This is a genomic window from Halobacillus ihumii (genome assembly GCF_902726645.1).
GTDB lineage: Bacteria > Bacillota > Bacilli > Bacillales > Halobacillaceae > Halobacillus_A > Halobacillus_A ihumii.
The window spans coordinates 3516542-3535622 of sequence record NZ_CACVAO010000001.1; the positions used below are offsets into that span (position 1 = coordinate 3516542).

17 protein-coding genes and 1 other annotated feature are annotated in these 19081 nt (G+C 41.8%); of the genes, 13 read left to right on the plus strand and 4 right to left on the minus strand.

The annotated features are described in order from the left end of the window. The first annotated feature begins 74 nt into the window (after positions 1 to 74). Positions 75 to 1031 carry a BMP family ABC transporter substrate-binding protein gene (locus G6R08_RS17560; RefSeq protein WP_338035445.1) on the plus strand — a complete coding sequence of 319 codons (957 nt, stop codon included), beginning with the start codon at positions 75 to 77 and terminating at the stop codon, positions 1029 to 1031. A gap of 380 nt (positions 1032 to 1411) precedes the next feature. Here the strand turns inward: G6R08_RS17560 and G6R08_RS17565 are convergent, their stop codons facing one another. Further along, complete coding sequence (locus tag G6R08_RS17565; protein WP_163529781.1) at positions 1412 to 1621, minus strand: hypothetical protein; 210 nt, start codon at positions 1619 to 1621, stop codon at positions 1412 to 1414. Between the two features lie 245 nt (positions 1622 to 1866). Between G6R08_RS17565 and G6R08_RS17570 the strand changes: the two genes are divergently transcribed. Continuing rightward, positions 1867 to 2808 (plus strand): beta-ketoacyl-ACP synthase III, encoded by a 942-nt coding sequence (locus tag G6R08_RS17570; RefSeq protein ID WP_163529784.1) that lies wholly within the window; start codon positions 1867 to 1869, stop codon positions 2806 to 2808. Between the two features lie 18 nt (positions 2809 to 2826). Next, positions 2827 to 4068, plus strand: a complete 1242-nt coding sequence (gene fabF / locus G6R08_RS17575; protein WP_163529785.1) for a beta-ketoacyl-ACP synthase II — start codon at positions 2827 to 2829, stop codon at positions 4066 to 4068. Between the two features lie 80 nt (positions 4069 to 4148). Here fabF and G6R08_RS17580 read toward each other — a convergent pair whose 3' ends face one another. Further along, on the minus strand, positions 4149 to 5132 hold the full coding sequence (locus tag G6R08_RS17580) for an LCP family protein (RefSeq protein WP_163529787.1): 984 nt from the start codon (positions 5130 to 5132) through the stop codon (positions 4149 to 4151). A 162-nt stretch (positions 5133 to 5294) separates the two neighbouring features. On the opposite strand from G6R08_RS17580, the gene G6R08_RS17585 reads away from it, so the two are divergent. Both G6R08_RS17585 and G6R08_RS17590 read left to right on the plus strand, forming a co-directional pair. Further along, positions 5295 to 5507, plus strand: coding sequence for a YuzI family membrane protein (locus G6R08_RS17585; protein WP_163529790.1), 213 nt, complete (start codon positions 5295 to 5297; stop codon positions 5505 to 5507). 78 nt (positions 5508 to 5585) lie between these two features. Next, complete coding sequence (locus G6R08_RS17590) at positions 5586 to 6347, plus strand: DUF3603 family protein (protein WP_163529792.1); 762 nt, start codon at positions 5586 to 5588, stop codon at positions 6345 to 6347. 746 nt (positions 6348 to 7093) lie between these two features. Here the strand turns inward: G6R08_RS17590 and trpS are convergent. Both trpS and G6R08_RS17600 read right to left on the minus strand, forming a co-directional pair. Further along, positions 7094 to 8089, minus strand: coding sequence for a tryptophan--tRNA ligase (gene trpS / locus G6R08_RS17595; RefSeq protein ID WP_163529794.1), 996 nt, complete (start codon positions 8087 to 8089; stop codon positions 7094 to 7096). 55 nt (positions 8090 to 8144) lie between these two features. Then, positions 8145 to 8373, minus strand: a binding site (T-box leader). Between the two features lie 65 nt (positions 8374 to 8438). Then, positions 8439 to 8807: a DUF3899 domain-containing protein gene (locus G6R08_RS17600; RefSeq protein WP_163529796.1), complete on the minus strand. Its 369-nt coding sequence runs from the start codon at positions 8805 to 8807 to the stop codon at positions 8439 to 8441. Positions 8808 to 8996: 189 nt separating this feature from the next. Between G6R08_RS17600 and G6R08_RS17605 the strand changes: the two genes are divergently transcribed. The 8 genes from G6R08_RS17605 to G6R08_RS17640 all read left to right on the plus strand — a co-directional run bounded on the left by G6R08_RS17605 (position 8997) and on the right by G6R08_RS17640 (position 19008). Further along, positions 8997 to 10664 (plus strand): peptide ABC transporter substrate-binding protein, encoded by a 1668-nt coding sequence (locus G6R08_RS17605; protein ID WP_163529798.1) that lies wholly within the window; start codon positions 8997 to 8999, stop codon positions 10662 to 10664. 293 nt (positions 10665 to 10957) lie between these two features. Next, positions 10958 to 12640, plus strand: coding sequence for a peptide ABC transporter substrate-binding protein (locus tag G6R08_RS17610; RefSeq protein ID WP_163529800.1), 1683 nt, complete (start codon positions 10958 to 10960; stop codon positions 12638 to 12640). A gap of 161 nt (positions 12641 to 12801) precedes the next feature. Next, complete coding sequence (opp3b, locus tag G6R08_RS17615) at positions 12802 to 13728, plus strand: oligopeptide ABC transporter permease (RefSeq protein ID WP_079529412.1); 927 nt, start codon at positions 12802 to 12804, stop codon at positions 13726 to 13728. Between the two features lie 8 nt (positions 13729 to 13736). Beyond that, positions 13737 to 14867 (plus strand): oligopeptide ABC transporter permease, encoded by a 1131-nt coding sequence (gene opp3C, locus G6R08_RS17620; protein ID WP_163529802.1) that lies wholly within the window; start codon positions 13737 to 13739, stop codon positions 14865 to 14867. Positions 14868 to 14882: 15 nt separating this feature from the next. Beyond that, positions 14883 to 15941 (plus strand): ABC transporter ATP-binding protein, encoded by a 1059-nt coding sequence (locus G6R08_RS17625; RefSeq protein WP_163529804.1) that lies wholly within the window; start codon positions 14883 to 14885, stop codon positions 15939 to 15941. Beyond that, the gene (locus G6R08_RS17630; RefSeq protein ID WP_163529806.1) at positions 15938 to 16882 is read left to right on the plus strand and encodes an ABC transporter ATP-binding protein; all 945 of its coding nucleotides are present in this window, start codon (positions 15938 to 15940) and stop codon (positions 16880 to 16882) included. The genes G6R08_RS17625 and G6R08_RS17630 overlap by 4 nt, the downstream gene beginning before the upstream one ends. Before the next feature lie 183 nt (positions 16883 to 17065). Continuing rightward, positions 17066 to 18274 (plus strand): putative glycoside hydrolase, encoded by a 1209-nt coding sequence (locus tag G6R08_RS17635; protein ID WP_163529808.1) that lies wholly within the window; start codon positions 17066 to 17068, stop codon positions 18272 to 18274. 155 nt (positions 18275 to 18429) lie between these two features. Beyond that, on the plus strand, positions 18430 to 19008 hold the full coding sequence (locus tag G6R08_RS17640) for a GNAT family N-acetyltransferase (protein WP_163529810.1): 579 nt from the start codon (positions 18430 to 18432) through the stop codon (positions 19006 to 19008). Positions 19009 to 19081: the final 73 nt, after the last annotated feature.

Genomic DNA, 19081 nt, shown 5'->3' on the forward strand with positions numbered 1-19081 from the left:
GATTCCGTTTACTTTCCTAGATAAAAACATGTAAGATAAAGGAGGTGAATGAAGAAAAGTAGGAGTGTTTTCCCTTGAGAATATATTCTAGTTTACTAATTCTAATCCTGGCATTGATGCTGCTGACAGGGTGTCAGTATGCGTTTGTGTCTGGTCATACAGATAAAGTCGGCATGCTTGTGGAAACAACGATACACGATCAGGCATGGGGGCAGCAAGGATATAAAGGGTTACAATTGATCCAGGAAGAATATGGGGTGGATGTGTACTTCAAAGAAGGGGTGAAAACGGCACCACAAACTGCTCAGGCTGTAGCTGAACTGGTTGATAAAGGCGCAACCGTTATATTCGGTCATAGTAGTGTGTATGGAAATTATTTTAGAGACCTTCATGAGGCTTACCCTGATGTGCATTTTATTTACTTCAATGGCCAATTTTCGGCAGACAATGTAACTAGTTTAAATTTTAGTGCAGATGCTATGGGGTTTTTTGGAGGCATGGTTGCTGGCAAAATGACGGAAACGAATAAAGTTGGCTTAGTAGCAGCATTCGAATGGCAGCCAGAGGTAGAGGGATTCTATGAAGGAGTAAAATTCCAAAATCCTGATGCTGAAGTGGAGATTGCTTTTACAAATAGCTGGGAAGACACGGAAAAGGCGCTAGCTTTATATCGGCAAATGGAAGAGGATGGAGCGGACGTGTTTTACCCAGCAGGCGACATCTTTAACATTCCTATGATCCGTGCAGCTCAGGATGATGGACACTATGCAATTGGCTATGTATCTGACCAATCTTCCATAGCTCGGAATACGGTGTTGACTAGTACAGTACAGCGCGTTGATCGCGTATATAATGTGGCCATGAACCGCTATGTAGAAGGAGAACTCCCGGGCGATGTCCTGAGCTTCGATTTTCAGGAAGGGGCCATTGAGATGGGAGCCTACAGCCCGATGGTTCCAGCAGAGTTTCAACAAAAGATGGAGAAGGTCGTACAAAAATATAAAAAAACCGGGCAACTTCCTGGACAATAAAGCTCAGAAGCTGACACGCCTCTGAGCTTTATTGTATTCAATAGTTAATTTCATAATGGCTAGAATAAAGACTGGTGGATCGCTTCTATTCGTGTTGAGCCATACTCGCCCTTTTGTTGAACCGAGTAAGGTCCCGTATTCTAAATAGGAGAATAGGGTTGGGAAATCACTCTTTTCCAGGGGCCCCATCCTGCGGGGAATATGCCAACGTCGAACAAACCCTGCGTCGTGTAGGGCCTGTGCCAACACCGAACGAGGATGGGACGTAACTAAAACATTTTTGTCACAACCTCACGGAAAGCGAGTTATTTCCACGACCACCTACTCCTCATCCAGATAATGGAACGGCTGAATTTATCATTCAAAATAAAGGAATCCGTCTATTTCTTGAATTTGTTCACGATGGGCTGAACTAATGGGGAGACGGCTTTCCAGGTTTGTTGTACTTCTTTGGCTAAAGACATCCAATCTGCCTGCTGCTCTTCCTTATTAGTCGATTCACTAGTTTTCATATCCTCAGACTTGTCATTGGAAGAATGACTTCCGCCCCACATGAAAGAATCAAAAGACGAAGGGTTCTCTTTCCTCATTATTTCATCACCTCCCCTTGTATGGTATGCGATAATCATAGAGACTGTAGAAGCTAGGTGCCCAGCAAAACTCCTATTTACCATAACTTGCAGAATAAAAAGATATGAATTAAAATTAGTACCAAGTCATAATATTTGATATAAGGTCTTGTTCAGTTGCAGGTGAAACTAAACAGAGAAGTCACCTGTCAAGTTTTGCAAAATTGAACAAGTACAAGAAGATTACCTTTTAAGGGGATGAAAATATGAATGCTGGAATCATCGGAACTGGCCATTATGTACCAGAAAAGGTACTGACCAATCATGACATGGAGAAAATTGTGGATACTAGTGATGAATGGATTCGGACACGTACTGGAATAGAGGAAAGAAGAATTGCATCTGATGATATGGACACATCTGATCTAGCGTTTCGTGCCGCAGAGAATGCTCTTAAGGATGCAGATGTGAAAGCAGAGGATTTGGACATGATTTTAGTGGCTACAGTAACACCTGATCAGCCTTTTCCATCTGTCTCCAACATGCTTCAGCATCGCTTAGGTGCCACTAAAGCAGCATCTATGGATGTAGCAGCAGCATGCTCAGGCTTTATGTATGGTCTTATTACAGCCAAACAGTTTATCGAAAATGGATCCTATGAAAATGTTCTCGTTATCGGAGTAGAAAAACTTTCTAAAATAACGAATTGGGAGGACAGAAATACATGTGTTCTTTTCGGTGATGCCGCTGGAGCAGCGATTGTAGGTCCTGTAAGTGATGGAAAAGGTATTTTATCCTTTGAATTAGGTTCAGACGGCAGTGGAGGACCTCATTTGTATCAAGGTAAAGAAGATGATTTACTGTATATGAATGGAAGAGAAGTTTTTAAATTTGCTGTTAGGCAAATGCCTGAGTCTTCAGTAAATGTCGTGAAGAAAATTGGGTTAAGTGAACAGGATGTAGACTACCTAATTCCACACCAGGCGAATATTCGTATTATGGAAGCAGCAAGGCAGCGGCTTGGTGTTCCGGAAGAGAAAATGGCTACAGCTGTCAAGAGGTATGGAAATACATCATCAGCTTCGATACCGCTGGCTTTGTCAGAAGAAGTAAAAGCAGGTAAAATAAAAGAAAATGATCTTGTCGTACTTGTAGGATTTGGTGGCGGACTTACTTGGGGCGCCGTTGCTCTCAGGTGGGGTAAGTAATCAAGGAGGAAGATAGTTATGGATAAACGTCGTGTCGTCATTACCGGCATGGGGGCAGTCTCGCCTGTCGGTAACTCAGTCGATGAAATGTGGAAAAATATTAAAGCCGGGTACTCAGGCGTCGGTGAAATAACCAAAGTGAATAAGGAAGATTACCCTGTCAGCGTTGCTGCAGAGTTAAAAGATTTTGATCCATCGTCATATATCGATCGCAAGGAAGTACGCCGGATGGATCCTTTTGTGCAATATGCTATGGTCGCTTCGCATATGGCTGTCGAGGATGCCGGATTAGAAATTAATGAAGACAATGCCACTAGAACGGGTGTATGGATTGGTTCTGGCATTGGTGGTATGAACACGTACGAATCACAGTTTGAAACGTTCCAGAAAAAAGGATATCGTCGTGTCAGCCCATTCTTTATTCCGATGATGATTCCAGATATGGCTGCTGGACAAGTTTCGATTGCGCTAGGGGCCAAAGGAATTAACTCCTGTACGGTAACAGCTTGTGCTTCAGGAGCAAATTCGATCGGAGATGCTTTTAAAGTGATTCAGCGTGGAGATGCGGATATTATGATATCAGGCGGGACTGAAGCCCCTATGAACAAAATGTCCTTTGCCGGATTCGCTTCCGCTCGTGCTCTTTCTTTAAATGAAGACCCGAATACAGCCAGCCGCCCTTTTGACCAAAATCGAGATGGATTCGTCATGGGAGAAGGCGCCGGCATTTTAGTTTTGGAGACGCTTGAATCCGCTAAGAAACGTGGAGCTAAAATCTACGGAGAGCTGACAGGCTATGGTGCCACAGGAGATGCTCATCACATCACGGCTCCTGCCCCAGAAGGAGAGGGAGCGACACGTGCTATGAATCAGGCACTGAATGATGCAAACATCAGCCCTGAAGCAGTGGATTATGTGAATGCTCACGGAACATCAACAGATCTCAATGATAAATTTGAAACAATAGCAGCGAAGTCTGTATTTAAAGATCATGCTTACAACTTATCGATGTCCTCAACGAAGTCGATGACAGGGCATTTATTGGGGGCTGCCGGAGCAGTGGAATCAATTATTTCGCTGTTGGCTATTAATGAAGGAATTATGCCTCCAACCATTAATTATGAAACCCCAGATCCTGAATGTGACCTGGATTATGTACCGAATGAAGCGCGAGAGAAAGTGTTAGACATTGTAATGAGCAACTCTCTTGGTTTCGGAGGTCATAATGCCTCCCTTATTTTCCAAAAATATAACGATTAATGAAAGAAAAATCCCAATGTCCATGTGACATTGGGATTTATTTATACCGCTGTGTTTGTAAAACGCAAATTCTCTTTTTTTTATTCGAGAAATTCTTGAATGGTTTGAGCTGTTTCCTGCTCATCATGTGCGAGTACTAGTCCAACTGGGAAAGGCTTGCGCTGGTTCCACACATTGTCATCCGTCGGAACAGATAAGGTTTCAATATCTTTCGGTGGATTCAGAATAAAGTCTTTTCCAAGTGACAGAATCTTAGACGTTCCCATATTTGTATCCACATACGGCTGAATCGTGCCGATCAAGCGAGGTGCTTTTAATACACCACTAAATGATAAAAGTTCATCTTTTAATAGTTTAATAACCTTTTGCTGTCGTTCAACACGGGCAAAGTCTCCTCTGGCATCTCCGCGGTAGCGGGCATACCCAAGCAGCTCATCCCCATTTAATCGCTGAGTACCTGCTTTAAGATCGATGTTTGTGTCTTTCCCGCCGTTGTAGTGCATATCCTTTTCAATATCAACTTTTACACCATTTGGAGCTAGTGTATTTACAATGTGTGTAAAACCGTCGAAGTCAATGATAGCGTAGTATTCAGGTTTTACCCCAAAGTTCTCTACAATCGTTTTCCGAAGTAATTCGGGTCCGCCAAATGCAAAGGCAGCATTAATTTTATTATATCCATGACCAGGGATATTCACGTAGGTATCCCTCATGATCGAAACAAGTCTAGCTGTCTCATTCTCAGGATCATATTGGGCAATCATAATTGTATCTGACCTCGGTGTTTCACTGCCTCGCTGGTCAACACCCAACAACAGGACATTGGTGACCCCGTCATGATTGTCAACGCCTTCGAAGGCTTCTTTATATTTACTAGACATTTCTTCTAGTTGAACTTCTCCATTTTCACCGGAGACTTTTCCGAGGGAATCCTGTTTTCCCATCATATATTCATAACCTGCATAACCTATAGATGTAATAAAAACTAGGAGTAATGCAGCTACGAACACCCTTCTCTTGCGAAGACGCCGTTTCCGTCTGCGCGTGGAGCGTTTAGCTGTCATACATAATCATCCTTTCTATCTGGAAGCTCCTCCATTAAATTTACCTGTAATTTCGATTGAAGTAAAGAGGAATTATGTATGAAATGCTCGATTATTGGAAGGCATGTCCACCTGCAATTTTTCATACTATAAACAAAGGAAGCAAGATCGGGAGGACAAGCAATGGGACGGTGGTTATTATTTTTAACTGGATTTGGCTTCTCAGTAGCAGGCGGGACCGTGACGATCACCTATTTAAACCTGATTCCTGCTGGTTTAGACTGGATCGAATTCTTACTATTTATCAGGGACCGGCCAGAGTGTTATTTGTTCCCTCTAGGAATATTGCTAATATCCCTTGCACTCTTATTGATGAGTGATTCCTTTACTAAATAATGGTTTGAAAGAATAAAAAAGCCAGTATTGGTCATAATGTAACCTAAAGAGATCACTGTAAGAAAGTGAGGGTGCACGATGCTATATATGCACGATTTATGGGTTAACTGGTTTGAAGGAGAAGAGAATGGTTACAACGTATGCCGATTTCACGAGTGGCGCAAGGAGGATGGAATTGAAATTGTTGATCAAATCCCACTGCTGCTCGTAGAGGATCAGCTTTATGAAAGTATTGAGAATGATCTGCAGGACTTACCCATGTCACTTTTGCAAGATGTACAAAAAAGAACTTATATGAAGAAGAATCAAGAACGGCATACCATTGAATATGCTGCCGTAGTGACGAACGGGCACGATGTCATTGTATTTGATACCTTGGGTTACACACTTCCTGTTAAAAAAAGCAGATTAATTCCGAGACAAGAACGACTGGTTTTTGAAATGGTCCAGGGCAAGAAGCCAGCTACTTACAAAATGGAAGAGGAATTCACCAAAGAATATCATATCCTTTCATTAGAGCCAGAAAAAATGTCAGGCTTAACCAGGCGTGAACGACAGTTGAAGCAATTGTTAATGATGGCCCTTGATCAATTAAAACATTCTGATTATCCTGAAGAAATTCGTTACTGGTTAACAGAATGGAACCCTGTTGAGTATCAGTCGATCAAAGAATTAACGACTGATGAGGCTTGGGACCGTTTGTATCACGGCACATCACATGGCTGGACTATACATCACGAAGAACTCTGCGGGAAACTTGTTAAAGGGCAGCCTTTCTTTGAAACCATTTGGCAAGGGGAATATCAAAAAGCTGAGAAGCATATAAAAAGCCAGAATTGAGTGTTTAGCTCAATTCTGGCTTTGTTTTGTTTGAATTAGTGCTTCGGGAAGGATCCGGGGGCTCAAGGTCCGAATCTCTCTCTATTAGGGGAGAACTCAGCCGCGCAAGGTCCGAACTTCTCTTTATAAGGGGAGAATCCATCGGCTCAAGGTCCGAATCTCCCCTTAAGGAAGAACTCAGCAACTCAAGGTTCGAATCTCTCTCAATAAAGGGAGAACTCAGCCGTGCAAGGTCCGAACTTCTCTCAATAAGGGGAATCCCCGCCGGTCTAGGTCCGAACCTCTTCCTATAAGGGGAGAACTCAGCAACTCAAGGTTCGAATCTCTCTCAATAAAGGGAGAACTCAGCCGGTCTAGGTCCGAACTTCTCTCAATAAGGGGAGAATCCATCGGCTCAAGGTCCGAATCTTTCCCTATTAGAGGAGAACCTGGCTGCTCAAGGTCCGAACTTCTCTCAATAAAGGGAGAACTCAGCCGCTCAAAGTCCGAACTTCTCTTTATAAGGGGAGAACTCAGCCGGTCTAGGTCCGAACTTCTCTCAATAAGGGGAGAATCCATCGTCTCAAGGTCCGAACCTCCCCTTAGGGAAGAACTCAGCCGCGCAAGGTCCGAACTTCTCTCAATAAGGGAAGAACTCAGCAACTCAAGGTTCGAATCTCTCTCAATAAAGGGAGAACTCAGCCGCTCAAAGTCCGAACCACTCCCTATTAGGATAGAACCCGACGACTCCCAATACAGAACATCGGCTATTTTTTCTTCACCCGGCCGAGTCCCATAGCCTTCTTCGCTTTCTTCAACATTTTTTCTGCATGGAAACTCGCATGATCAGCCCCCTGATCTAGCATGTCATCCAGCTCAGCAGAATCGATTAGCTGTTCGTAACGCTCTTGGATAGGTTTCAAAGTGGCGACAACAGCTTCAGCGACATCGGCTTTAAATTGCCCATAGCCGGCATCCTTGTATTTTTCTTCAAGTTCTGCAACAGAAATGCCAGAACAGACCGAATAAATGGTAAGTAAGTTCGCGATCCCTGGTTTATTTTCCTTATCATATTCCACTATCCCCTCAGAATCGGTCACGGCACTTTTAATCTTTTTAGTAATCTTCTTCTCATCATCAAGCATGGAAATGAACGCTTTCTGGTTGGTGTCAGACTTGCTCATTTTTTTCGTTGGCTCTTGAAGTGACATAATTCGAGCGCCTGATTTAGGAATTCGTACTTCTGGCACGGTAAAAATATCATTATATTTATTGTTGAACCGCTGCGCCAGGTTTCGGGTTAATTCTAGATGTTGCTTTTGATCCTCTCCCACAGGAACGATATCCGTTTTATATAACAAAATATCAGCTGCCATTAATGGAGGATAGGTAAGCAGTCCTGATGTCACTCCTTCTTTACCACCTTGTGATTTATCTTTGAACTGGGTCATGCGTTCAAGCTCTCCGATGTAACTTACACATTGCAGCATCCAGCCAAGCTGGGTATGCGCAGAAACCTCTGATTGAATAAACAGTGTAGATTTGTTTACATCGATTCCAGAAGCAACATATAAGGCTGCCAGCGACTTAATATTGTCTCGTAACTTTAGTCGCTCCTGTGGAACCGTAATGGCATGTTCATCGACAATACAGAAGTAGCAATTGTACTCATCCTGTAAATCGACAAAATGCTTCATGGCGCCTAAGTAGTTTCCTAACGTCAGTGTTCCACTAGGTTGAATTCCTGAGAAAATTGTTTTCATTCTCTTCACCTCATCTATTTTTAATAACAAAAAAACATCCATCGCTTCCATGTTAGGAAGGGACGAATGTTTCGCGGTGCCACCCTTGTTACTTTTATGAAAGAAACGAAATGCCGGCAGCAAGTCCGTTTCATGTAAAAGTCAGCTCATATTCGTTATCGCCGAACATACGTAAACATGCTCCCAAGCCCCAGATTCGTTTTATCCCGCTTCACTGTTTACACCAGCCACAGTTTCTCTATAAGCAATAGAATAAAAGTACTCTGCTTGATCTTTGCCGTTTAATTGTTTTAAATATCTTTTAAAAAATTATAGAAGAATTCGATCTTGTTTGCAAGCCCAGGTTGTATTACCTATAATACACGATCAACAAGATAATGGAAAATATCGCTAATATGGTCCCCTGAAATAAGAAGAAACCAGGTAAGGAGCGATGAATGGTTTCGGAAGGAAGAGGACGTTCTTTCCAGTCATCAAGATAATCTTTGTTTCGGGACATTTGACTGATAAATCGGCGCATACCGAACGTTATCCCATTGAATAATCCTCCACGTACAACCCATAGAATCAACCCTGTAAATAAATAAAAACAGGTAAAATAAAATAAAAAGTTTATAAAATGATGAAGATTAGCAGCTGGGGCCCAGATGAAAAAAAAGATCGTACATAAGAACAAGTTTAAGAACACACTCGTCCATTTGCTGCGAACGATGCTCATGAAGTATTCCGCCTTTCTTCTAAAAAACTCCTACACATTATAGCATGTTTTGACATTAATGTTTCTATGAAAATTTAGTTTATTTTCTTAATTTTTTAAATTAGAAGATGCAAAATAATTTGATTAATTGTATAATACGGAACGTGTGTATTTCCCACATAATTTTACTTCACAGGAGGTCATTTCCACATGAAAAACACAAAATGGCTATTGTTGGCTTTAGGGCTTGCAATCAGCCTGCTGCTTGGCGCCTGCTCGGGTGGGTCATCCGAAACAGGAGCATCTGACAGCGGGGATGAGCAACAATCATCTTCTGAAAGCGAACAAGTACTTAATTTGATCGAAACAGCCGAGATCCCTTCCATGGACTCATCATTAACTATTGATGCACTGGCTTCGCAATGGCTGGGCTCAACGAAGGATGGACTGTATCGGCTCGGTCCAGATGGTAAACCAGAGCCCGGGATCGCGAAAAGCCATGAGGTAAGCGAAGATGGTTTAACGTGGACATTCGATTTACGGGAAAATGCGACTTGGTCTAATGGGGATCCTGTAACAGCCCATGACTTCGTATTTGCATGGCAGCGTGCAGTTGACCCGGATACAGGTTCTGAATACGGCCCTTATATGATGGGCGGCGTTATTAAAAATGCGACAGCCGTTTCACAGGGAGAGATCCCGGTTGATGAACTGGGTGTAAAAGCTGTAGATGATTATACTTTTGAAGTAACGTTAGAGCAGCCAACACCATACTTCGAATCCATGACCACTTTCGGTACATTTCTGCCGATGAATGAAGAGTTCGTAAAAGAACAAGGTGACAACTATGCCATGGAGGCAGATGCCTTACTTTCAAACGGTCCGTTCATTATGACGGAGTGGAGCCACGGAGAAGGCTGGACAGTTGAAAAGAACGAAGATTACTGGGATGCAGACAAAGTTAAATTGCAGCAAATTAATGTAAGTGTTGTAAAAGAAACTTCTGCTGCTGTTAATCTTTATGAAACTGGAAAAGTAGATCGCGTCAATCTTTCCTCAGAATTCGTAGATGAATACCGCTCTTCAAAAGAATTTCAAGTCGAAAAAGAGCCTTCAACTTTTTTCCTGAAAATGAATCAGGAAAATGAAATACTCGCAAATAAAAATGCCCGCAAAGCCATTCAAATGGTCATCAACCGCCAGGCTATGGTTGACGTAATTCTAAATAATGGTTCCGTTCCTATAGGTGGAATTGTACCAGGTGATTTTGTTAAACACCCTGAAACAGAGGAAGATTTCAGGGAGATTAACGGACCTCTCATTGAAACAAACGTAGGGAAAGCTCAAGAACTTTGGGCAAAAGCAAAAGATGAATTAGGTATTGAGACAGCTGAATTGCGATATCTTGGCGGCGATACAGAAGTAGCCCAGAACCTTGATGCTTATATTAAAGATCAGCTTGAACAACTAGAAGGATTGAGCATTAAAGTAGAAAGCGTGCCTTTCCAGGTGCGGCTGGAACGAGACAAGAGTATGGATTACGACCTGGAGAATTATGGCTGGGGCCCTGACTATATTGACCCGAATACTTTCTTGAACATTTGGGTGACAGGTCAAGCCAACAATAAAACGGGTTATTCAAGTGAAAAATATGACAGTTTAATTGAAAAAGCAGCGACAGAGCTTGCTTTGAAGCCGGAGAAACGCTTTGAAGCTTTTCTGAAAGCTGAACAATTATTAATTAAAGAGGATGCAGTCCTTGCGCCGCTTTATCAGCGTGCAAGAGCACAGCTTGTAAAACCATATGTGAAAAATGTCACCTCTAATCCGATGGGGCCAGACTACACTTACAAATATGCCTATATTGAAGGCAAATAGGTTTATGGGAGAGTGTTGGCCAGTGTGCCAGCACTCTCCTTTTACTTTTTATTGCTTTTATCTAATAAAGTAGTCCGAAACTCTCCTAAACTTTTAATAGTTAAATTGATTTTCTGTAAAATAAACTAGGTAATTAGTCATGTTTTGTGTTACCTAAACGTAATAATAGCGGGCATTCTGCAATTTTTTTAAAAAAAAGGTAATGCAAAATAGTTAGAAAACTTGTATAATTCGTAATGTGGACAAAACGCCACATCAAAATTCATATTTATTTAGGGGAGGTCATTTTCTACATGAAAAAGACAAATTGGTTATTGCTGGCACTAGCATTAGTGTTAAGCATGTTCCTCGCTGCTTGTTCAGGAGGCGGAGATTCAGAAACTGGATCTGAAGGCGGCTCTGACAGCGGCAGTGATGGAGAAAGTGCATCTGGAGACAGCGAACAGGTACTTAACCTTTCAGAAACAGCAGAAATTCCGACAATGGATTCATCTCTAGCAACTGATGCTGTTGCATTCCAATGGTTAGGTTCTACGAAAGATGGTCTTTACCGTTTAGGTGAAAACGGTGAACCTGAACCAGGAATTGCGAAAAGTCATGAAGTAAGTGAAGACGGCCTTACTTGGACGTTCACACTTCGTGAAGATGCAGTCTGGTCTAACGGTGATCCTGTAACAGCACATGACTTCGTGTTTGCGTGGCAGCGTGCCGTTAATCCGGATACAGGTTCTGAGTATGGTCCATACATGTTGGGCGGAGTAGTTAAGAATGCTTCAGCCATTGCATCTGGTGAAATGCCTGTTGAAGAATTAGGAGCTAAGGCTGTAGATGACTATACATTAGAGGTAACACTAGAAAAACCAGTTCCATACTTTGAGTCTATGACTACATTCGGTACGTTCTTGCCGATGAATGAAAAGTTTGTAACAGAGCAAGGTGAAAACTATGCGCTGGAAGCTGACGCAGTTCTTTCAAACGGTCCTTTCGTTATGACGGAATGGAACCATGGAGAGGGCTGGACGCTTAAAAAGAACGAAGACTACTGGGATGCTGATGAAGTTAAGCTTCAGCAAATCAATGTCAGTGTTGTAAAAGAAACATCTTCAGCTGTTAACCTTTATCAAACAGGTGAGATTGATCGTACAACACTAACAGCAGAATTCGTTGATGAATATCGTTCTTCTGATGAGTTCCGTATTGAAGAAGAGCCTACATTATTTTACCTTAAGATGAACCAGGAAAATGAAATTTTGTCTAACGTAAATGCACGTAAAGCGATTCAAATGGTCATTAACCGTCAAGCGATGGTTGACGTTATCCTTAATAACGGTTCTATTCCAGCAGTAGGGGATATTCCTAAGAACTTTGTTAAACACCCTGAAACTGGGGAAGATTTCCGTGAAATTAACGGCCCGCTTGTAGAGTACAACTTAGAAAAAGCTAAAGAGCTATGGGCAAAAGCTAAAGAAGAGCTGGGCATCGAAACAGCTGAACTTAGCTACCTTGGCGGAGACACTGAAACAGCGCAAAACCTTGATGCTTACATTAAAGACCAGCTTGAGCAGTTAGAAGGTCTTACTATTAAGGTAGAAAGCGTTCCATTCCAAATCCGTATCGAGCGCGATAAGAATATGGATTATGAGTTGCAAAACGCTGGTTGGGGTCCTGACTACATTGACCCGAACACATTCCTTAACATGTGGGTAACAGATGGCGGAAATAACCACACTGGATATGCTAGCGAAGAGTATGATGCTTTAATCAAGAAAGCGAATACTGAGTTAGCAATGGAGCCAGTAAAACGTTTCGAAACATTCCTTAAAGCTGAGAAAATGCTGATTCAAGAAGATGCTGTTCTTGCACCTCTTTATCAGCGTGCACTAGCACAGCTTTGGAAGCCATATGTGAAGAACGTATTTGTTCAGCCAATGGGGCCTGATTACACTTACAAGTATGCTTATATTGAAGGTAAATAATATTTAACCACATATAGGCTGGCTAATAGGGAGAGAGTATGTGTCCAAAAAAGTTGGCATATGCTCTCTTTTTCCCTGCAAAGGAAATATTCTAATAATAGACAAATTTCAGTTAATTTCGACAAAGGTTATGATGGGGTTATTTTTTAGGAGGTGTTCATATGGGACGTTATATATTACAGCGTTTAGTATATATGTTCTTAACAGTGTTTTTAATTGCAACATTGTCATTCTTTTTAATGAAGTTCTTACCCGGCACTCCCCTAAGTGCTGCAGATAAATTGTCAGAAGAACAACAGCAGATTGTATTGGAAAAGTACGGATTGGATGATCCAGTTCCAGTTCAGTATTTTAATTATATGGTTGGACTAGCTCAAGGTGATATGGGAATTTCTTTCCAGTTTGATAATCGTGAAGTGACGGATATTCTTATGACACGTTTAGGACCGTCCATGCAGTTAGGGTTCCAGGCGATGTTTTTCGGAACTATATTCGGTGTATTGCTCGGGTTAGTCTCAGCTCTCTATCATAATGGTCCGCTCGACTATGGTTCTACCTTCGCAGCCATACTCGGACAATCGATTCCCTCCTTTGTATTTGCGGGGATTCTACAGTATTATGTTGGCGTAAAACTAGGATGGTTTCCAGTTGCCCTCTGGGGAACGTGGCAGCATACGGTATTGCCGACAGTAGCTTTAGCTATCTTTCCAATGGCGATTGCAGCCCGTTTTATGCGAACAGAAATGCTTGAGGTTATGGGTTCAGACTATATAACAACAGCACGAGCTAAAGGTATAAATAAATTTGGAGTTGTGTTTAAACATGGGGTGCGTAACGCACTAATTCCGCTTGTTACCGTTCTAGGACCACTAGCTATCGGGTTAATAACAGGAACGCTCGTTATTGAAAATATTTTTGCTGTACCAGGTCTTGGCGAACAATTTGTTAAATCAGTTAACACAAACGACTTCCCAATTATTATGGGTACAACATTATTAATTTCAGTCTTGTTTGTTACGATCGTCCTAATCGTTGACCTATTATATGGAGTCATTGATCCTAGAATTCGACTGTCAGAAGGAGAGTAGTACCTATTATGGATAATCACAAACCAAATAAGGATTTATTTGTACCAGTAGATATTAAGGATGAAGAGAATGAGAAGATAGCCAGACCGGCACTGTCTTTCTGGAAAGACTCTTTCATTCGATTGCGTAAAAATTTCGGCGCAATGGTCGGTCTTGTTGTTTTAATTATATTAACACTTCTCGCAATATTTGGGCCGTATATGAATGATTTTGGACAGTATGATCAGGATTTAACAGTTGCCAAGATGCCGCCTAAGATTGATGGTCTTGGCTGGTTAGGCTTTGATGGAACGTTAAGCACGGTAGAAAGCGCTCCTACTGTAGAGGAAGCAAAAGAGAAAGCACTAATGCGTTTTAACAATCAGGAAGAATATATTGACACAACCATTGTGAGTGAAGGCGGCAATGGCGAACCGGCAGAAGTGGAAGCAGAATATGATGTATATGCTGCGAAAGATGTGAAAGAAAATTATTGGTTCGGTACCGACGGGCTTGGACGTGACCAATGGTCAAGAACGTGGCACGGTACCAGAGTTTCTCTGTTCATCGCGATTGTTGCTACAGCCATTGATATGTTAATTGGGGTTGCTTATGGTGGAATATCTGCCTATTATGGCGGACGCGTCGATAATTATATGCAGCGTGTCATTGAGATTTTAATTGGTGTTCCAAACTTAGTTATCGTTATTTTGATGATCTTAATTCTGGACCCCGGAATAATATCAATCATAATCGCCTTAGCCTTAACGTCCTGGATATCGATGGCCAGGATAGTCAGGGGGCAAATTCTAAAGCTGAAGAACCAAGAATTTGTCCTAGCGTCGCAAACATTAGGTGCTTCTGATAATAGAGTTTTAAGAAGGCATTTAATTCCTAACGTTATGGGATTAATCGTTATTAACACTATGTTTACCATCCCTAGTGCCATTTTCTTCGAGGCTTTCTTAAGCTTTATTGGTCTTGGACTGCCAACACCAATGGCTTCTCTGGGAACATTGGTTAATGCTGGTTTCTCATCTCTGCAAATATATCCACATATGTTATTATTCCCAGCTGTCGTTATCTCATTGATTATGATTGGATTTAATGTACTAGCTGACGGTCTTCGGGATGCATTTGATCCGAAGATGCGCGAATAGGAGGTAGGTGTAATTATGGAAAAATTACTAGAAGTAAAAAATATGCATGTATCCTTTGACACCTACGGAGGTGAGGTACAGGCTGTACGTGGTGTGAACTTCGATCTAAAACGAGGAGAAACACTGGCGATCGTAGGAGAGTCGGGTTCTGGTAAATCAGTTACGACGAAAGCACTCATGAAACTGATTCCTATGCCGCCTGGCCGCATTAAAGAAGGAGAGATTCTTTTTGAAGGCCGCGATCTTACTAAAATGAGCGAAAAGCAGATGCAGAAGATACGGGGAAGAGAAATCTCTATGATTTTTCAGGATCCGATGACATCTCTTAACCCAACGATGAAAGTGGGTAATCAAATTGCCGAGGGCCTTATTAAGCACCAAAAAATGAGTAAGTCTCAGGCCCAAAAGAGGGTTGTAGAATTACTTGAGCTCGTTGGTATTCCCGATGCGCAAAACCGTATGAAGCAATATCCTCACCAGTTTTCTGGAGGAATGCGTCAACGTGTGGTCGTAGCGATTGCCCTGGCTTGTAATCCGAAATTGCTGATTGCGGATGAACCAACAACGGCTCTTGATGTAACCATTCAAGCTCAAATTTTAGAGCTTATGAAAGATATTCAAAAGAAGACTGATTCTGCCACTATTTTTATTACCCATGACCTGGGTGTTGTGGCGAACGTGGCTGATCGTGTAGCGGTTATGTATGCTGGACGCATTGTCGAAATAGGAACAGTTGACGATATCTTCTACAATCCTAAGCACCCTTACACGTGGGGATTGCTTGGTTCTATGCCATCTCTAGACAGCGCAGATGAAGAGCTATATGCAATTCCAGGGTCACCGCCAGATCTGCTTGATCCGCCAAAAGGGGACGCCTTTGCCCCTCGTAACCAATATGCTATGCAAATCGACTTGGAGCAAGAACCTCCGATGTTTAAAGTATCGGATTCTCACTATGCCGCAACATGGCTGCTGCATGAGCATGCTCCGGATATTGATCCGCCTCCGGCTATAAAGAAACGTATGGAAGGCATGGCTAAAACGGCTAAGGCAACGGAAGGTGATCGTGTATGAGTCAAGAAAAATTACTAGAAATAACCAATTTAAAGCAACATTTTAAAACAGGCCGTCACAGTGTCGTCAAAGCCGTTGACGGATTGACGTTCGATATTTATAAAGGGGAAACGTTTGGACTTGTAGGAGAATCTGGTTGTGGGAAGTCCACAACAGGCCGCACCATTATCCGCCTTTATGATGCAACGGACGGCAAAGTGTTATTTAACGGGGAAGATGTTCACGCTAAGAAAAGCCGCGATGATCTTAAAAAATTTAATCGTGAAATGCAGATGATTTTTCAGGATCCATATGCATCCTTAAACCCTCGTATGAAGGTCGAGGATATTATTGCGGAAGGGATGGACATCCACAACCTTGCTGCGAATGACAATGCCCGCACAGACCGTGTGCATGAACTTCTGGAAACGGTTGGCTTAAATAAAGAACACGCGGCTCGTTATCCTCACGAATTTAGTGGCGGCCAGCGTCAGCGTATTGGGATAGCAAGAGCACTAGCTGTGGACCCAAGTTTTATTATCGCAGATGAACCGATCTCTGCTTTAGACGTATCTATCCAAGCACAAGTGGTTAATTTGCTTAAGCAGTTACAAGCAGATCATGGCCTCACGTATCTGTTCATCGCCCATGACTTATCGATGGTAAAATATATTAGTGATCGTATTGGGGTTATGTACTTTGGCAAAATGGTTGAGTTAGCGAGTGCAGAAGATCTTTATAAGCACCCGATTCATCCTTATACACAATCCTTGCTGTCGGCAATTCCTTTGCCTGATCCGGATTATGAACGTAACCGCGAGCGTTTCACTTATGATCCTAATGACCACGATACAAGTGAAGAGCCAGAATTTAGAGAAGTGCGTCCGGGCCACTGGGTATTATGCACAACGAAGGAATATGAGCACTATCAAAAAGAACATGGAACGACTGTAAAAAGTTAGAGAATGATTGAAGAGACTTTGCACTGTAAGAAAGTGCAAAGTCTCTTCTTTTTTTGCAAAGGAATATTCTTCTAAAAAACAGCATTCTTTAAAAATTTCTACAAAAAATGTCATAAAGTACTATCCAATGTGATGGTAATTCTTATATACTTAGGAGAGCATATAAAATAGGAGTAGGATATCATGAATAAGAAACATCTCGTACTCTTTTTGACAAGTCTGCTTTTGGTAGTTTGCGCATTCCCTATACATAACGTAAGTGCAGATGAAGCAGCTCCTAAAGAAGTACAATTGCTTGCCGGCAAGAAACTTGGGCTGAAGACCCTTAAAGTGCCAGAAACTGCAGCCCGCTTTTTGTACGATTCTGGTTTAGATTTTGAGTACCCCGAAGCTGTCCGGGGAATCTATGTAACTGGTCCTTCAGCAGGTGGATCAAATATGGAGGACCTGACAAAACTGGTAGAGTCAACGGATTTAAATGCCATGGTTATTGATATAAAAGAAGACCACGGCAATATCACCTTTGACCCACCGGAAGGTTCTCCTTATGAGGATATAGCGCAGCCTTATATTGATGACCCGCGGGCTATGCTCGAAAAGTTGGAGGAAAAGGGTATCTACCCAATTGCCAGAATTGTCGTTTTCAAAGATTCATTACTTGCTAAGAAACGCCCAGATCTTTCCTATACAAAAAATGGAGAGGTATGGGTGAACGGACGAGGAGAAGCTTTCGTAAATCCATTTATGAAGGAAGTATGGAAATATAATTTGGAGATTGCGAAAAAGGCTGCTGAACTGGGATTCCAGGAGATCCAATTTGATTATGTTCGTTTTCCAGAAGGCTTCGGAACACGTGATGAGGAACTGGAATACAGCCAAGGTGATTATGCGGATTTAGAAATGAGTAACGTGGATAAACGTGTAAAAGCGGTATCTGATTTTGTGGCATATGCTGAAAAGGAGCTAAGCCATTATGATGTGGATGTCTCCGTTGATATTTTCGGTTATGCGGCCACAATTGAAGAAGCTCCCAATATCGGCCAGAACTTTTCGAAAATATCCAGCCATGTTGATGTGATTTCATCGATGATTTACCCGAGTCACTGGGGACCTTTTTTCGGGTTGGATAAGCCTGATCTGCATCCATACAAGACGATTAGCTCGTATGCCAAAATAGAAAATGAAGTCTTAAGTAAACTGGAGGATCCTCCAACATCGCGCCCATGGATTCAGGATTTTGAAGCACCATGGCTCTATTCTGGTCCTGCAAAGCAATATGGCAAAGCAGAAGTGGAGGCGCAAATTAAAGCCTTACAAGAAAATGGTATAAATGAGTATTTAATTTGGAATGCTACGAATAATTACACGCCTAATGTAGATTATACACCGTAGTGTTCTGGCAAAAGCACTGGGGATTCCCAGTGCTTTTTTGATTAGAGAATAGAACAATCGGGAAAGTAAATAATAAGCGTTTTTTCAAATGCATTTAACAATTTTGCAATTATTCTGTATAATGAAAGATGATAATGACTAAAGGGAGTAGATCAATGAACTGGTATGAAAAGTTGAATCAATATTTTCCAGTAGAGGAAATGAAATCACAAGAACACATGGAAGCTTTACTAAAAGAAAAAAGTGAAGTGTATTATAAAGATGAAGGTGAATACCATGTGTTAATGTATGCAGAGTTTAACTCGTTTATTTTCATTGACTATGTGTACGTTTCAGCTGCCTCCCGTGGGCAAGGATTAGGGCATAAGCTTATTGAGAAAATGAAAGCAAAAGGAAAACCAATTATTTTGGAAGTGGAGCCGGTAGACTACGAAGATACTGACTCGGCCAAACGTCTTCATTTTTATCAACGAGAAGGTTTCAAGCATGCTCAATCAATCGGATATTCAAGAAGATCTCTAGCTACAAATGAACCGACTCCGATGGAAATCCTCTATTGGTCTCCTGAAGATGCTTCTGAAGAAAGTATTTATGACCAAATGAAGAAAATGTATGAGGAAATTCATACGTATAAGGACAGCGAATTTTATGGAAGGTCTTATCAACCAGTGGACGAGGTATTAAAACTAGATGAAGATCGTGATTCTGATGATATTCTGAAAGATTTAAAATAATCAAATGGCCAGATGTAATCCCCGGCTTTTTAGGCGGGGATTTTCAATCGTTTGGAATAGTTGAAAATATAAC

Coding starts and splice junctions, on each gene's coding strand:
- G6R08_RS17565 (WP_163529781.1), bottom strand. CDS start 1,621: ATGAGGAAAGAGAACCCTTCGTCTTTTGATTCTTTCATGTGGGGCGGA.
- G6R08_RS17570 (WP_163529784.1), top strand. CDS start 1,867: ATGAATGCTGGAATCATCGGAACTGGCCATTATGTACCAGAAAAGGTA.
- fabF (WP_163529785.1), top strand. CDS start 2,827: ATGGATAAACGTCGTGTCGTCATTACCGGCATGGGGGCAGTCTCGCCT.
- G6R08_RS17580 (WP_163529787.1), bottom strand. CDS start 5,132: ATGACAGCTAAACGCTCCACGCGCAGACGGAAACGGCGTCTTCGCAAG.
- G6R08_RS17585 (WP_163529790.1), top strand. CDS start 5,295: ATGGGACGGTGGTTATTATTTTTAACTGGATTTGGCTTCTCAGTAGCA.
- G6R08_RS17590 (WP_163529792.1), top strand. CDS start 5,586: ATGCTATATATGCACGATTTATGGGTTAACTGGTTTGAAGGAGAAGAG.
- trpS (WP_163529794.1), bottom strand. CDS start 8,089: ATGAAAACAATTTTCTCAGGAATTCAACCTAGTGGAACACTGACGTTA.
- G6R08_RS17600 (WP_163529796.1), bottom strand. CDS start 8,807: ATGAGCATCGTTCGCAGCAAATGGACGAGTGTGTTCTTAAACTTGTTC.
- G6R08_RS17605 (WP_163529798.1), top strand. CDS start 8,997: ATGAAAAACACAAAATGGCTATTGTTGGCTTTAGGGCTTGCAATCAGC.
- G6R08_RS17610 (WP_163529800.1), top strand. CDS start 10,958: ATGAAAAAGACAAATTGGTTATTGCTGGCACTAGCATTAGTGTTAAGC.
- opp3b (WP_079529412.1), top strand. CDS start 12,802: ATGGGACGTTATATATTACAGCGTTTAGTATATATGTTCTTAACAGTG.
- opp3C (WP_163529802.1), top strand. CDS start 13,737: ATGGATAATCACAAACCAAATAAGGATTTATTTGTACCAGTAGATATT.
- G6R08_RS17625 (WP_163529804.1), top strand. CDS start 14,883: ATGGAAAAATTACTAGAAGTAAAAAATATGCATGTATCCTTTGACACC.
- G6R08_RS17630 (WP_163529806.1), top strand. CDS start 15,938: ATGAGTCAAGAAAAATTACTAGAAATAACCAATTTAAAGCAACATTTT.
- G6R08_RS17635 (WP_163529808.1), top strand. CDS start 17,066: ATGAATAAGAAACATCTCGTACTCTTTTTGACAAGTCTGCTTTTGGTA.
- G6R08_RS17640 (WP_163529810.1), top strand. CDS start 18,430: ATGAACTGGTATGAAAAGTTGAATCAATATTTTCCAGTAGAGGAAATG.